This is a genomic window from Acidovorax sp. JMULE5 (assembly GCF_013376875.1).
In the GTDB taxonomy this organism is placed as follows: domain Bacteria; phylum Pseudomonadota; class Gammaproteobacteria; order Burkholderiales; family Burkholderiaceae_C; genus Acidovorax; species Acidovorax facilis.
In genome coordinates this window covers 1,081,001-1,095,157 of the sequence record NZ_CP035951.1, presented here as the reverse complement: position 1 = coordinate 1,095,157, position 14,157 = coordinate 1,081,001, and the positions used below count along the sequence as shown (strand labels likewise).

Sequence of the window (14,157 nt, the reverse complement as noted above, 5' to 3'; positions counted from 1 at the left end):
GGAAGCTGGCTGCCAGCCTTCAGAAGCGGGCGGGAGCGCGCTTGCGATCGCGTTCGTCTTCGGGCCAAGCGGACAAGATTGCGGTGGTATTCATGCTGGAAAACTCCTGTGATGTACCAACAACGCGGCCCATCTACTGTCCGTTGACAGCGTCTCGCAAAAAAATGCAACCGTAAGTGCCCGCAGGCTTACCTCTACACCGCTATCAAAATGATAGCTAAAAATGATTGCTGGATAAGCGCAAAAGTCGAATAACGATCACTTTGTGATTACATGAATTTACATTTTTGGCCTATGCTGCTGCCGAAATTTCTTCCAATTCGGAAGAAATTTCCAGCCAGCGTTCTTCCAGTTGGGCGGTCTCATCATGGCCTGCCTTCAGGGCGCGGCCACACTCTGCGATCTCGGCCGGGGGCAGGGCCTGCGTGAGCTTGTGCTCGAGCGCAGCCCGTTCGCCAGCCAGCGTCGCCAGGCGCTTGTCGATCTGCTCCAGCTCTTTTTTGAGCGGCCGTGCTTTTTCGGCTTGTTGCTGGCGCGCCTGGGCATCCAGTTTGCGTTGTTCTCGCCCGTCCCTTGAAGGGGTTGTGGCGGAGGTCGGTGTGGGCACCGGGGCCGCGACAGGAGCGGGATTTGCTGCCGCTGAAGGTGCGTTGGCCTTGGGGGCCGTGGAGCTTGCCACCGAGACCTGTGCCTGCTCGGCCAGGCGTGCCTCTTCGCGAAGGCGTTTGGACTCTTCGAGCAGGTAGCGCTGGTAGTCGTCCAGATCGCCATCGAAGGGCCCCACAACGCCCCGGCCCACCATCCAGAAGTCTTCGCAGACCGAGCGCAGCAGCGAACGGTCGTGGCTGACCAGCATGACGGTCCCATCGAAGTCGTTGAGCGCCATGGCCAGGGCCTCGCGGGTCGCCAAGTCGAGGTGGTTGGTAGGTTCGTCCAGCAGCAGCAGGTTGGGACGTTGCCACACGATCATAGCCAGCACCAAGCGGGCCTTTTCTCCACCGCTCATCGTGCCCACGGCCTGCTTGACCATGTCGCCCGTGAAGTTGAACGTGCCCAGATAGCTGCGCAGGTCTTGCTCGCGGCTGGGTTGCTTGGCGTCGGGACCCAGCTCCTTGGCCAGGCGGATCATGTGCTCCAGCGGGTTCTCGCTGGGGCGCAGCACATCCAATTCCTGCTGGGCAAAGTAGCCGATGTTCAGGCCCTTGCCTTCGGTCACGCTGCCGCCCAGGGGCTTCATAGTGCGGGCAATGGTTTTGACCAGCGTGGACTTGCCCTGGCCGTTGGCACCCAGGATGCCGATGCGCTGGCCCGCCAGCACCGAGCGGTTCACGCCGGTGAGGATGGTGGTGGGCGTGCCCTCGTCGTCCACATAGCCAAATGATGCATCGCTGATGGCCAGCATCGGGTTTGGCAGATTGGCGGGTTCCTTGAACTCGAAGGTGAAGTCCGCCTCGGCCAGCACGGGGCCAATCTTTTCCATGCGTTCGAGCTGCTTGACGCGGCTTTGCGCCTGCTTGGCCTTGCTGGCCTTGGCCTTGAAGCGGTCGATGAACTTCTGCAGGTGGGCCATCTTCTCCTGCTGTTTGGAGAAGCTGGCCTGTTGCAATTCAAGCTGCTGGGCGCGCAGCTCTTCGAACTTGCTGTAGTTGCCGCCGTAACGGTTCAACTCACCTTGCTGGATTTGCAGGGTGACGTTGGTGATGGCATCCAGAAACTCGCGGTCATGGCTGATCACGATCATGGTGCCCGCGTAACGCTTGAGCCAGGCTTCGAGCCACACCAGGGCGTCCAAGTCCAAGTGGTTGGTGGGCTCGTCCAGCAGCAGCAAATCGCTGGGGCACATCAGCGCGCGCGCCAGTTGCAGGCGCATGCGCCAGCCGCCCGAAAAGCTGTTGACGGGGTGGTCGAGCTCGCTCACCCGAAAGCCCAGGCCCAGAATGAGTGCCTGCGCGCGTGCCACCGCATCATGGGCGCCGGCGTCGTGCAGGTCCGAATAGGCATGGGCGATGGCCATGCCGTCGTCGCTGGCCTCTGCGTCCAGCAACTGTTGCTGGACCTCGGCCAGACGCGTGTCACCCTCCAACACAAAGTCAGTGGCCGACTGGTCGGTTTCGGGCATGTTCTGCGCGACCTCCGCCATGCGCCAGCTGGTGGGGATGTAGAAATCTCCCCCGTCTTCGTGCAGTTTGCCGCTGAGCAAGGCAAACAGGCTCGACTTGCCCGCGCCATTGCGGCCCACAAGGCCTACGCTTTCGCCGGGGTTGATGGTGGCGGAAACGCTGTCGAGCACGACTTTGGCGCCGCGTCGCAGGGTAACGTTCTTGAGGGTGATCATCCGGAACTCAGAAAAAAGCGCACCCGCACTGGGCGGGTGGCGTGAAAAAGCAGGGGGCCAAGGCTGTTGCAAACCATGCAACGGATGCAACAAGGCGGTGGCGCGCAACCCTCTATTGTGCCGTGAGCCGGCTTTGGGCGGCCAAGGCCTGCCGAGTCACCAGCAAAACCTGGTCTTCACCCGCACTGGTATCGAGCCAGAAAACAGGCAGTTGGGGGAAAGCGGCCTCGAAGTAAGTGCGTTCGTTGCCAATCTCAAGAATGATCACTGCATCCTCACTCATGCAGGCGGGAGCAGCGGCAAACAACTGGCGCACAAAGTCCATGCCATCGTTGCCTCCGGCCAGGGCCAGCTCGGGCTCGGCACGGTACTCGGCGGGCAAGGCGGCCATGCTGGCCGCATTCACGTAGGGCGGATTGCACAGGATCAGGTCCCAGGGGCCGGGCAGGGCAGCCAGGCCATCGGAGAGTTGTAGCTGGATGCGGTCTTGCAGGCCGTGTTTGTCCACGTTGATGCGGGCTACCGCCAGCGCGTCGGGCGATATGTCGGCGCCCGTCACTTGCACCTCGGGCCAGGCCATGGCCGCCAGCACGGCCAAGCTGCCGTTACCCGTGCACAGGTCCAGCACCTGGCGGGTGTGATCGCTCAGGTACTCGTCAGCCCCCCCATCGACCAGCAGTTCGGCAATGAAGCTGCGCGGCACGATGGCGCGTTCGTCCACGTAGAACGGTACACCCTGCAGCCAGGCCTCTTGTGTGAGATAGGCGGCGGGCTTGCGGGTGCGGATGCGCTCTTCAAAAAGAGTAGCTACCAGCGCTTGATCGGCGGGCGCTACGGGCTGATTCTTCATGGAATCGGGGGCTTCCGACAGATCACTGTCCAGCGGCAGCCCCAGACGCCAGAGCACCAGCCAAGCGGCTTCGTCGTGGGCATTGGTGGTACCGTGGCCAAAGGAGACGCCTGCTGCGGCAAGGCACTGCGCACCCGATTCGACCAGGGCACCCACGGTATCGCCCGCGACGGTGGGGTGCTGTTGTGGAGTGTTCATGCTGGCACTCCATTGGCGGCCAGGGCCTGCGCATGCAGGTTTTCCAGCGTGCGGCGGTAGATGTTCTTGAGGGGGTCAATGTCGGCCACCACGATGTGCTCGTCGATCTTGTGGATGCTGGCGTTGGGGGGGCCGAGTTCAATCACCTGGGGGCACACCTGGGCGATGAAACGGCCGTCGCTGGTTCCGCCCGTGGTGGAGAGTTCGGTGGTCAGCCCGGTCTCTGCAGTGATGGCCTGCTGCACGGCGCCCACCAGTTCGCCGGGGGTTGTCAAAAACGGCTGGCCGCCCAGCGTCCAGCGCAGGTCGTATTCCAGGCCATGGCGGTCCAGCACGGCGTGCACACGCTGCTGCAGGCCTTCGGCCGTGGATTCAGTCGAGAAGCGGAAGTTGAAGTCGATCACGACCTCTCCCGGGATCACATTGGTGGCACCCGTGCCGCCGTGCATGTTGCTGATCTGCCAGCTGGTGGGCGGGAAAAACGCGTTGCCCTGGTCCCACACCGTGGCCGCCAGCTCCGTGAGTGCGGGCAGGGCCTGGTGAATGGGGTTGCGGGCCAGTTGCGGGTAGGCAATGTGCCCCTGAATACCGCGCACCGTGAGCTTGCCGCTGAGCGTGCCGCGCCGCCCGTTCTTGATCATGTCGCCCGTTTTTTCGACGGAGGTGGGTTCTCCCACGATGCAGTAATCGAGCTTTTCACCACGCGCCTTGAGTTGCTCGACCACGACCTTGGTGCCATCCACCGAGGGGCCTTCCTCGTCGCTGGTCAGAAGAAAAGCCAGCTCGATCAGGGGTGCTGGCGTGGCGGCCAGGAACTCTTCCACCGCCACGACAAAGGCGGCGATGGAAGTTTTCATATCGCTGGCACCACGGCCATACAGCTTGCCGTCCTTGTGGGTGGGTACAAACGGGTCGCTGCTCCACTGGGCCAGCGGGCCTGTGGGTACGACATCGGTGTGGCCGGCAAACACTATGGTTTTAATAGCTGCTTGCGCTTTTCCATCAAGCGCTACAGGCCTTTTTGCCCACAAGTTGCTGACACGAAAGTCCGCCGGGCCGCTGTCCAGGCGCTCACACACAAACCCGAGCGGAGCCAGCCGCGCGGCCAGCAGGTCCAGGCAGCCCGCATCCTCCGGGGTGATGGAGGGCAGGGAAATGAGCTGTTCGGCGAGGTTCAGGGTACGGGACATTGGGATTCGGTGGGATGGGACCGTGCAGTCAGCGGTGATTGGAGAGCGATGCGTAAGCATCAGCGCGGACTAGGCGAGAGACGACAAGCCAAGGGCCGCCACGCAGCGAGGGCGTCGTCCTCCAGGGGGGGAAGGCGCCGCAGGCGACCCAGGGGGAGACATTTCATGCCGCTGGTTTGACGTCCAGCACGATCTCGGTGAACGAAGGCGCGTCGTCGGGTGCGTCCCGCGCTTCCTTCTGCGCCTTGGCGGCATTGGCAGCCAGGGAGAAATCGTTTTGCAAGCGCCACATGAGGTTGGTGGGCGAGTCAGCGTAGGCCATGCCTTCCTTGCGGTCGATCTTGGAGTCCATGATCAACCGGGCGAGGGCTTCCTCAAAGGTCAGCGAACCTTCGGCCATGGACTTCTCCATCGCTTCTTTCACGCCTGAGAAATCGCCTTTTTCGATCAGGTCCGACACCAGCTTGGTGTTGAGCATGACTTCCACCGCCGGAGCACGGCTGCCGTCGACGGTGCGCACCAGGCGTTGGGAGATGATGGCCTTCAGGGCGGATGCCAGGTCGCCCAGCATGGTGGGACGCACTTCGACGGGATAGAACGACAAGATGCGATTGAGCGCGTGGTAGCTGTTGTTGCCGTGCAGCGTGGCCAGGCACAAGTGGCCGGACTGGGCGTAGGCAATGGCGGCCGACATGGTTTCGCGGTCGCGGATTTCGCCGATCAGGATTACATCCGGCGCCTGGCGCAGCGCGTTCTTGAGGGCGGTCTGCAGCGATTGGGTATCACTGCCGATCTCGCGCTGATTGACGATGGACTTCTTGTTCTTGAACTGGTACTCGACCGGGTCTTCGATGGTGAGGATGTGGCCGGTGAGTGCTTCGTTGCGGGTGTCGATCATCGACGCCAGGGATGTGCTCTTGCCCGAGCCCGTGGCGCCGACCATCAGGATCAGGCCCCGCTTTTCCATGATGAGTTCGCGCATCACGGGTGGTAGGCCCAGCGAGTCGAATTCGGGAATCTGCTGCGAGATGAAACGGATCACCACCGCGTAGCTGCCGCGCTGGCGCATGGCACTGATACGGAAGCGGCCCACACCGCTGAGCGGCACGCCCATGTTCAGCTCGCCGGTTTCCTCCAGTTCTTCAATGCGGTCTGGGGGGACCACTTCGGAGAGCAGGTTGCGCGGCGCATCGGGCGGCAGGATCTGGTTGTTGATCGGGATGCATTCGCCGTTGATCTTGATCAGCGCCGGGGCATTGGCCGACAGGTAGACGTCTGATGCTTTCTTTTCGCTCATCAGGCGAAGAATCCGCTCCATCGTGCTCATGGTGTTTCCCTCTTGTTGTCGTTGTCTGTCGGCGGGCAGGCGAGATGGCCTGCCCCGGGCTTGAATGCGATCAGTCGCGCAGCAGGTCGTTGATGCTGGTCTTGGAGCGGGTCTGCGCGTCCACCTGCTTGACGATGATGGCAGCGTACATGCTGTAGGGCGCGCCGTTGGCGGCTGTCTTGGGCAGGTTGCCGCTGACTACCACCGAGCCCGAGGGAACGCGGCCATAGCTGATCTCGCCCGTGGCGCGGTTGAAGATGGGAGTGCTCTGGCCCAGGTAAACACCCATGCCCAGCACGGAGTTTTCTTCCACCACCACGCCTTCAACCACTTCGGACCGTGCACCGATGAAGCAGTTGTCTTCGATGATGGTGGGGCCAGCTTGCAGAGGCTCCAGAACGCCACCAATGCCCACGCCGCCCGACAGGTGCACGTTGGCGCCGATCTGTGCGCACGAACCTACGGTGGCCCAGGTGTCGACCATGGTGCCTTCGCCCACATAGGCGCCGATGTTCACGTACGAAGGCATCAGGATCGCGCCCTTGGCGATGAAGCTGCCACGGCGGGCAACGGCGGGTGGCACCACACGCACCCCGGTGGCCTTCATTTCTTCTTCGGACAAGTGGGCGAACTTGGTCTGCACCTTGTCGTAAAAGCCCAGGTCACCGGCCTTGACCACTTCGTTGTCCTTCAGGCGGAACGACAGCAGCACGGCCTTCTTGATCCACTGGTGCACGGTCCACTGGCCCACACCATCGCGCGTGGCGACGCGCAGCGTGCCGTTGTTCAACTCGGCGATCACATGCTGGACAGCGTCCTGGATCTCCTTGGGGGCGGCGGAGGGCGAAAGGCTGGCGCGGTTGTCCCAGGCGTTGTCGATGAGGGTTTGCAGTTGTTGGGTCATGTTGTTGTCTGTCAGTCTGTGGATCAGGAATCAGAAATCAGGCAGTGCGGGACTGGATGAATTGCACGATGCGCAACGCAGCCTCCGCACACTCTTCGGTTTCGGCCACCAGGGCCATGCGCACGCGCTGGGCACCGGGGTTGCTGCCCTGGGCATCGCGGGCCAGGTAGCTGCCAGGGAGCACCGTAACATTGTATTGAGCCAGAAGAGCCCGCGCGAACTCGGCGTCGTCCATGGCAAGCTGCTCGGGGACCTTGGCCCAGAGGTAGAAACCTGCATCGGGAAGGGCTACTTCCATGACACCCGCCAGCAGCGGCGTGACTTGGGCGAACTTCTTGCGGTAGCGCGTGCGGTTTTCCACCACATGCTGCTCGTCACCCCAGGCCGCAATGCTGGCGGCCTGTACGATGGGGCTCATGGCGCTGCCGTGGTAGGTGCGATACAGCAGGAAGGCCTTGATCAGGGCAGCGTCACCCGCCACAAAACCGCTGCGCATGCCGGGAACGTTGCTGCGCTTGGAGAGGCTGGTGAAGGAGATCAGGTTCTTGTAGTCGCTGCGGCCGAGCTTGTCGGCAGCCTGCAGGCCGCCCAACGGCGGCTCGTCGCGGAAGTAGATTTCGCTGTAGCACTCGTCCGAGGCAATCACAAAACCATACCGGTCGCTCAGTTCAAACAACTTCTTCCACTCCGTCAGTGGCATGACGGCGCCGGTGGGGTTGCCAGGGGAGCAAACAAAGAGCAACTGCGTCCGCTGCCACACGGAGTCCGGCACCGCGTCCCAATTCACGGCGAAATTGCGTGCCGGGTCGCTGGCCGCGTAGTAAGGGGCCGCGCCCGCCAGCAGGGCTGCACCTTCATAGATCTGGTAGAACGGATTGGGGCAGACTACCAGCGGCTGGCCCTGTGAGGGATCGATGATGGTTTGGGCAAACGAAAAAAGTGCTTCCCGAGAGCCATTGACGGGAAGGACCTGGGTGGCCGGATCCAGCGTGATGGCATAGCGCAAATTCAGCCAGCGGGTGAAGGCCTCGCGCAAGCCCAACTCGCCAGCGGTGGCGGGGTAACTCGCCAGGCCACTGAGGTTGTTACTGAGTGCATCTTTGATGAACTGCGGTGTAGGATGGCGTGGCTCACCCATGCCCAGGCTGATGGGGCTGTAGGCTGCCGGGGGCACCACCCCCGCAAAGAGCTGCCGCAGCCGCTCGAAGGGGTAGGGCTGGAGATGGGAAAGCAGGGGATTCATGGGGCGCCATTATGGGCGATCACCTCAGATCAGTCGGCGCTGGATCGGCCATGGTTTAGCGGATCGTGACCGGAGCTGACCTCAATGCGTCGATGGGCCCGTGGTCTGTCAATCCGCCGTAAGTGCGTGTACCTAGTATTCAGGCCATTTGATCAGAACAATAGAGGAGACAAGATGTCAGGATTCCTACCGCTGCGTCCGGGGCTCTGGTGGATGCGCAGGTGGCATTTGCCTGGCAAGCTGCTCTCGCTGAGTCTTCTGGTGGGGGCGGCACTTGCCATTGCTGCGTTTGGGGCGCCTTGGTGGGCGCTTGCCTTGGCCGTAGTGGTGGTGTCGTACGCTCTGCTCGTGCTTTACCTCAGCCTGGCCACCGACCTTGCGGGTCTGGCGCAAACCATAGAGCTGACCCAGGCCGGGGATCTGCGGGCGCAGCCCCGTCGCGACTACGGACAAGATGAAGTGGCCGAGATGGCGCAGTCGCTCGACCGCATGGTGATCACGCTCTCCTCCATGGTGGCTGACATCCGTAGCAATGCGGCGCTGGTCGCCCATGCTGGGCAGAGCCTTGCCGAGGGCAATCGCTCGCTGGCCGACCGCACCGAGCAGCAGGCGGCCAACCTGGAGCAGACGGCCGCCAGTGTGGAGCAACTGTCTTCAGCGGTGCAGAACAACGCCCAGACCGCTCATAGTGCAGATGCCAGGGCGGCGCAGGTGCGTGACGCAGCCGATGTGGGCGCCCAGGCCATGGCACGTGCCGTGCAGTCGGTCGAGGCCATCCAGCAAGGTGCGCGGCGCATGACCGAAATCATCGGTGTGATCGACAGCATTGCATTTCAGACCAATATCCTTGCCCTGAACGCAGCCGTTGAGGCTGCTCGCGCCGGAGAGCAGGGCCGTGGGTTTGCCGTGGTGGCAGCAGAGGTGCGCACGCTGGCCAAGCGGTCCAGCGATGCCGCGCACGAAATTCGTGAACTGATCGGTGCCTCGGTCAGTCAGGTCGAAACCAGTGCGGGCCTGATTCGGTCGGCCGGGGAGGGGATCTCGGACATGGCGGGGGGCATTCGCAGCGTGGCAGCCAGCATGAGCGAAATCTCCGGATCGAGCGCTGAGCAAAGCACCGGCCTGCGCGAGGTGAGCGCCGCCGTGCAGCAACTGGATCAGATCACCCAGCACAACGCTCAGATGGTGGGCCATGCCGTGCAACAGGCAGAGGCCCTGGAAAGCCGCGCATCCACCCTGTCGCGTGCGGTCTCCGCATTCCGCCTGCAGCAGGGCACGGCCGAGGAGGCTGTGGCGCTGGTGGGCAAGGCCATGGCGCTGCACAAGAGTACCTCGCGCGACCAGTTCCTGCGCAGCATCACTGACAAGAATCAGCCCTACCACGACCGCGACATGTATGTGTTTGTCCTCGACCCCGCAGGCACCTACCTGGCCTTTGGAGGCAACACTGCCAAGGTGGGCACGCGGGTGCAGGACATTCCTGGCATTGCGGGCGACCGGCTGGTGAACGACATCGTTTTACAGGCGGACCGTGAGCCGGGCTGGGTGGAGTACGACATCACCAACCCGGCCACGGGTGCGGTTCAGACGAAGATGTCTTACGTCAGCCGCGCGGGCGATCTGTATGTGGGGTGTGGAGTTTACAAGGCACTCGCTGCCCGCTGAGTTCTCGGACCTCCGCCACCGGCGGGCTCACCCCAGCAGCTGGCGGTACCAAGCAGTCGGTGGTTGTGGGGCAGGTGCTTTTGCGTCGGTCGTCTCAGCTTCGACCTCAGTTCCGGATGCATCCATGGGCACGAGCGCAATCCGGCGAATACCCAGTCCCAGAGAGCGCTTGTCCGTGCTCTCCGGATTCAGATCGCAGGGCCGAACGAGGGAGGAGCCCTGGAGCGCCACTCTGACCCGGTCCGCACGGCTTCGCAAGACCGCGTCGGGAACACGGGCCTCCAGGACGAGCGTGTCGCCCACTTGTTCCTGGCGCACCGCAATCGCTTGCCCATTCACCTGCAGTTGAAGCTCGCTGACAGCTGCCATCGTCAACAGGTGGATGACTTCCAGCCTCAGCAGGTGATCGCCAACGCCTACCAGGCGGAAGTCGATCCATGTCTCAGGCTCCAGGCCTGTCCATGCAAAGTGATGTGGACCTTCGGTCTCCCGGACATGCCAGCCCCGTCCCGGGATGGGGCGATCAAAGAGGTAGTCGTGCCCAGGCGGCAGGGAGGCGAGCCAGTGCGAATCGGGCTCGTCCAAGGGCGCTTCAATGTACCGGTTGAAGCCCATGCGGTCTTCACCCCGCAACATGACACAGGGGAAAGGTTCGCTGACCTTCGCGATGGGGACCGTCACTCTGACGGCCAGTCCCAGCCTGTGCTCCGTGGTGCGGTTGGGGTTGGAGTGATGCAGCAGCCGTTCATTGAAGAGAAAGAACTGGCCGGGCTCCAGCACCATGGATACCTTGCTGGTTTCGTCCACGTAGGCGGGGTCTGAAGCGATGCCCCCGAACCGAAGGCTCTTGGCTGGATCGGTATCGATGGCCGGAGGGATGATTTGCCGGTGCGAGCCTGGAATGATTTCCACGCATCCATTTTCCAGCGTTGCCGGCGTAATCGCCAGCCAAGCTGAAATGTTCAGGATGGGTTCCATGTTCCAGTTGTAATGATCTTGGTGCCAGGGGTATTCCTCTTGCTGTTCAGGCCGGGCAGGCGGTTTGTTGAAAAGATTGGAGTTCCACAGAACGAGATCCGGCCCATAGAGAGAAGCCATGCGTTCCACGATGGCGGGGGCCGAGCACATCGCATGGACCGCTTGGCTGTCGAGGTGCCGCACGCGTAGTCCGAATGGGCAATAGGGCGTAGGCGTGGGCAGCACCCGCTCACATACCGTTGTGCGGAATTTTTCCATTTCATGGGGCGAGAATGCCGTGAATGGCCCTGCGTAGCCCTGTGTCCGGAACTGCTCAATTTCCTCCGGAGACAAACAGAAGGGGAGCTCGGAGGTGTCTTTGTTCATGGGTGCCTGTATAGAAATACCTGTCAATTCCGAGGTTGCGCTGTCACGCGGGTTGGCTGGAACGTCCTCCACTAGCTCGGCCAGACGCTCGTAGGCAGCCCGGCCCACGCTGACCTGCTGCCGTGCCACTTGCAGCAACCGCTGCCGTTCAGTCCCTGCTGCATGCCACGCATCCTGTATGGCGGTCGCCAAGTGCGTGGCCGTTTCCTCACGGTCCAGAAAAACGATGTGGCAGGCGGCGCCAAACTGGGCTTGAAGCCCTTGCATTTTCGACCGGTAGTGGGGCGATGCCACCAAGGCGATCACCGACACCCCTTGCGATAGTGCGAACACTGCCGCGTGGTAGCTGCCGGTGATGACCACACGGCATGCACCGATCTGCTGCACGACGTCCTGTGGCGTTGCAACCGGGTAGGAGGTGTAGCTGATGCTCGGGATGCCATGGAGCAGTGAGGCAATGGCGTCCGGATCGGAAGGACCCGCAAGCGAAATGGGCACACCGGCAACAAGAGGTGCACCCAGCCGTGAAATGGCATTTCCCAACCCTTCCCGCAGGCGCGACAGGGTGTTGGCATCGACGCCGGCGTAGTCCGCTTGGCGGACGTTGATGCCCAGGCTTTCGCCCAGAACTGTGGGGCGCAAGTCAAACGCCAGTTCAATCGCCTCGTCTGCTGCCACGACCAGGCGTTGTTCTGGCACCCCAAAGGATCTCGCCACCATCGGGCTTTGCTGCGATTCTCTGCAGACCACCAGGCTCAAAAGAGGAAATACCCCCAGCATCTTCTGCGAAAGGCTGCGAACGCTGACAGGTTCAAATCCACAGCTCAGAATGACTGCCGGCTTGCCGAGCCTGATACCCGCTTCCAGCGTCTGCAAGATGACTTCCGATTGACCAGAGAAATCGTCGCTGAAATATCCGCCGCCGGTCGCCATCACCATATCGCAATCCATCAGCGCCGACACGATGCGCGCACAGTCTGCTGATAATTGGGTTTCCCGGTTCCGGGAATCAGCACCAAGGGCGATCAGCGGCAGGGGGAGGCGTTCTTCGGTGAGCTCAAGCGCAATGACTTCGGGACAATCTTTTTGAGCAGGGCTGCATTGCGAGTTATCCAATGTATTTGACAATCTGGCCAGAGGTGCCGTAACCGGCGAAAAATGACCTGGTAAATCGCCCGGTCTCCCAGATTGTCGTTGTTGGAGAAATAGTTTCCTGAATCGACCAGAATTCGGTGCGGTGCCATTTGTGGGTGTCAGAAGTAATAGGTGGTCAATGCCTCATCATGGAACGATACCAAACCGAGTATGGTTGGGCGAGCCACCACTTTAGCGGCACCCGGCCATAATGCCGGCGCACCACATCTATCGCCTCCTGATAATGCGCTTTGCGCCGGGTACTCGTCTTCGTTTCGGGGTGCTCCCGGTTGGTTGCCAGAAAGGTATCCACAAATTCCAGAGGTCCTAGAGCCTTGTAAAGGCGCCACCAAAGATCGTAGTCCATGGTCATGTGTAATGTTTCGTCCACGCCTCCAACGGCTTCCCAGGCAGTGCGGCGAATCAGTGTTCCGGGCTGAGAAACGATGCAGAGTTGCGCCATCCACCACTCGCTGAAAGGGCGGACAAAGACGGGATTGGTTCTTTTTGTGCTTTCCACATAGTTCCATACCCGTCCGTAGGCCATGGGGGCGGCTGGATTGTGCTGCAGTGCTGCCACCAGGCTTTTCAGCGCACCTGGCAACAACCAATCGTCGCTATTGAGCCAGCAGACAAAAGGCGCACGTCCACTTGCTATCGCCTCGTTGATGGCCGACGATTGGCCCATGTCTTTGGAACTGCGCCAGCCTGCAAGCCGTTCTTCCCAGCGGCGGATTACCTCTATCGTGCCGTCGGTGGAACCACCGTCCGCGACATAGACTTCGACAGGGATGTCCTGTGCAAATATGGACTCGAGTGCAGCATTCAGATAGCGCCCCTGGTTATAGGAAGGCACTGCCACGGTCACCAACGGCATGTACAGCGGATTATCCATTGGCACGCTGCTGCAGTGTTGACATGTAATTCCCGTAGACCATGGCCAACCCCTGCTTGAGTTCAATCTGGGCGCGCCAGCCCAATCCCTCCAGGCGACTCACATTCAGGAGTTTTCGTGGAGGGCCATCCGGCTTGGAGGCGTCAAAATCGATATGGCCGGGATATCCCACCACGTCGCTGATCAAGTGTGCGAGCTCCCGAATGGACAGATCTTCGCCAGTCCCCAGATTGATATGTGATAACCGAGGCTGCGTGCAGGCGGTGTAAATCGATTTTTCGAGATTCATGACATGGACGCAGGCTGCCGCCATGTCATCGACATATAGAAATTCGCGGCGCGGTGCACCGGTTCCCCAGATCACGACGTTGGGCGCATGGGTGAGCTTTGCCTCGTGAAAACGCCGTATCAGTGCCGGAATGACATGGCTGTTTTCTGGGTGATATTTGTCGCCCGGGCCATACAGGTTGGTGGGCATCACACTGCGATAGTCGGTGCCATATTGCCGGTTGTAAGACTCGCACAGCTTGATGCCCGCAATTTTGGCAACGGCATAGGGCTCGTTGGTGGGCTCCAAGGTGCCGGTCAGCAGTGCGTCTTCACCCATGGGCTGTGGCGCGAGCCTGGGGTAGATGCAGCTGGAACCCAGAAACATCAGGCGCTGAACACCGGCTCGCCAGGCTTCATGCACGACATTCGCCTCGATCATCAGGTTTTGGTAAATGAACTCTGCGGGATAGGTATTGTTGGCGTGTATACCCCCCACCATGGCTGCGGCCAGATAGACGTGGGTTGGAGCTTCATCCTTGAAAAACGAACGCACATCCGCTTGGCAGGTCAGATCAAGTTCGGCGTGGGTGCGTGCAATGATCTGGACACCACCTTGTTGCTCAAGCACTCGCACGATGGCCGAACCGACCATGCCGCTGTGGCCGGCCACATAAACCCTCGGTGCCCGGACTGCTGAGCCGTTATTGGTCGCGGTCATGGGCGCGGCCCCCACACCTCGTCGCCAAGCCGGTACCACCGGGCTGCCTTCCCATTTTCTGCTCTTCTCATTTCCAATTCCTTT

General features: G+C 61.4%; 10 protein-coding genes. 1 reads left to right on the top strand and 9 read right to left on the bottom strand.

Translation table 11 applies throughout. The annotated features are described in order from the left end of the window. Positions 1–292 precede the first annotated feature (292 nt). From EXV95_RS04975 to dapC, 6 genes are all read right to left on the bottom strand, one after another. Positions 293–2,335 (bottom strand): ABC-F family ATP-binding cassette domain-containing protein, encoded by a 2,043-nt coding sequence (locus EXV95_RS04975; RefSeq protein WP_176886036.1) that lies wholly within the window; start codon positions 2,333–2,335, stop codon positions 293–295. A gap of 112 nt (positions 2,336–2,447) precedes the next feature. After that, positions 2,448–3,383, bottom strand: a complete 936-nt coding sequence (gene prmB / locus EXV95_RS04970) for a 50S ribosomal protein L3 N(5)-glutamine methyltransferase (protein WP_176886035.1) — start codon at positions 3,381–3,383, stop codon at positions 2,448–2,450. Next, positions 3,380–4,573: a succinyl-diaminopimelate desuccinylase gene (gene dapE, locus EXV95_RS04965; RefSeq protein ID WP_176886034.1), complete on the bottom strand. Its 1,194-nt coding sequence runs from the start codon at positions 4,571–4,573 to the stop codon at positions 3,380–3,382. The genes prmB and dapE overlap by 4 nt, the downstream gene beginning before the upstream one ends. A gap of 163 nt (positions 4,574–4,736) precedes the next feature. After that, positions 4,737–5,900 carry a PilT/PilU family type 4a pilus ATPase gene (locus EXV95_RS04960; RefSeq protein WP_176886033.1) on the bottom strand — a complete coding sequence of 388 codons (1,164 nt, stop codon included), beginning with the start codon at positions 5,898–5,900 and terminating at the stop codon, positions 4,737–4,739. Positions 5,901–5,970: 70 nt separating this feature from the next. Further along, positions 5,971–6,804: a 2,3,4,5-tetrahydropyridine-2,6-dicarboxylate N-succinyltransferase gene (dapD, locus tag EXV95_RS04955; RefSeq protein WP_176886032.1), complete on the bottom strand. Its 834-nt coding sequence runs from the start codon at positions 6,802–6,804 to the stop codon at positions 5,971–5,973. A 37-nt stretch (positions 6,805–6,841) separates the two neighbouring features. Continuing rightward, positions 6,842–8,047, bottom strand: a complete 1,206-nt coding sequence (gene dapC, locus EXV95_RS04950; RefSeq protein ID WP_176886031.1) for a succinyldiaminopimelate transaminase — start codon at positions 8,045–8,047, stop codon at positions 6,842–6,844. 174 nt (positions 8,048–8,221) lie between these two features. Here dapC and EXV95_RS04945 point away from each other — a divergent pair, with 174 nt between their 5' ends. Next, positions 8,222–9,712 carry a methyl-accepting chemotaxis protein gene (locus EXV95_RS04945; protein WP_176886030.1) on the top strand — a complete coding sequence of 497 codons (1,491 nt, stop codon included), beginning with the start codon at positions 8,222–8,224 and terminating at the stop codon, positions 9,710–9,712. Positions 9,713–9,739: 27 nt separating this feature from the next. Here the strand turns inward: EXV95_RS04945 and EXV95_RS04940 are convergent, their stop codons facing one another. The 3 genes from EXV95_RS04940 to EXV95_RS04930 form a co-directional block, all read right to left on the bottom strand. After that, on the bottom strand, positions 9,740–12,184 hold the full coding sequence (locus EXV95_RS04940; RefSeq protein ID WP_176886029.1) for a phytanoyl-CoA dioxygenase family protein: 2,445 nt from the start codon (positions 12,182–12,184) through the stop codon (positions 9,740–9,742). 142 nt (positions 12,185–12,326) lie between these two features. Continuing rightward, positions 12,327–13,085 carry a glycosyltransferase family 2 protein gene (locus tag EXV95_RS04935; RefSeq protein ID WP_255484924.1) on the bottom strand — a complete coding sequence of 253 codons (759 nt, stop codon included), beginning with the start codon at positions 13,083–13,085 and terminating at the stop codon, positions 12,327–12,329. After that, on the bottom strand, positions 13,078–14,073 hold the full coding sequence (locus EXV95_RS04930; RefSeq protein ID WP_176886028.1) for a GDP-L-fucose synthase: 996 nt from the start codon (positions 14,071–14,073) through the stop codon (positions 13,078–13,080). Before EXV95_RS04930 ends, EXV95_RS04935 begins: the two co-directional genes overlap by 8 nt. Positions 14,074–14,157 lie beyond the last annotated feature (84 nt).

Bases quoted from the DNA above. Each gene is read 5' to 3' on its own strand.
- EXV95_RS04975 (WP_176886036.1), bottom strand. From the start codon at position 2,335: ATGATCACCCTCAAGAACGTTACCCTGCGACGCGGCGCCAAAGTCGTG.
- prmB (WP_176886035.1), bottom strand. From the start codon at position 3,383: ATGAACACTCCACAACAGCACCCCACCGTCGCGGGCGATACCGTGGGT.
- dapE (WP_176886034.1), bottom strand. From the start codon at position 4,573: ATGTCCCGTACCCTGAACCTCGCCGAACAGCTCATTTCCCTGCCCTCC.
- EXV95_RS04960 (WP_176886033.1), bottom strand. From the start codon at position 5,900: ATGAGCACGATGGAGCGGATTCTTCGCCTGATGAGCGAAAAGAAAGCA.
- dapD (WP_176886032.1), bottom strand. From the start codon at position 6,804: ATGACCCAACAACTGCAAACCCTCATCGACAACGCCTGGGACAACCGC.
- dapC (WP_176886031.1), bottom strand. From the start codon at position 8,047: ATGAATCCCCTGCTTTCCCATCTCCAGCCCTACCCCTTCGAGCGGCTG.
- EXV95_RS04945 (WP_176886030.1), top strand. From the start codon at position 8,222: ATGTCAGGATTCCTACCGCTGCGTCCGGGGCTCTGGTGGATGCGCAGG.
- EXV95_RS04935 (WP_255484924.1), bottom strand. From the start codon at position 13,085: ATGGATAATCCGCTGTACATGCCGTTGGTGACCGTGGCAGTGCCTTCC.
- EXV95_RS04930 (WP_176886028.1), bottom strand. From the start codon at position 14,073: ATGACCGCGACCAATAACGGCTCAGCAGTCCGGGCACCGAGGGTTTAT.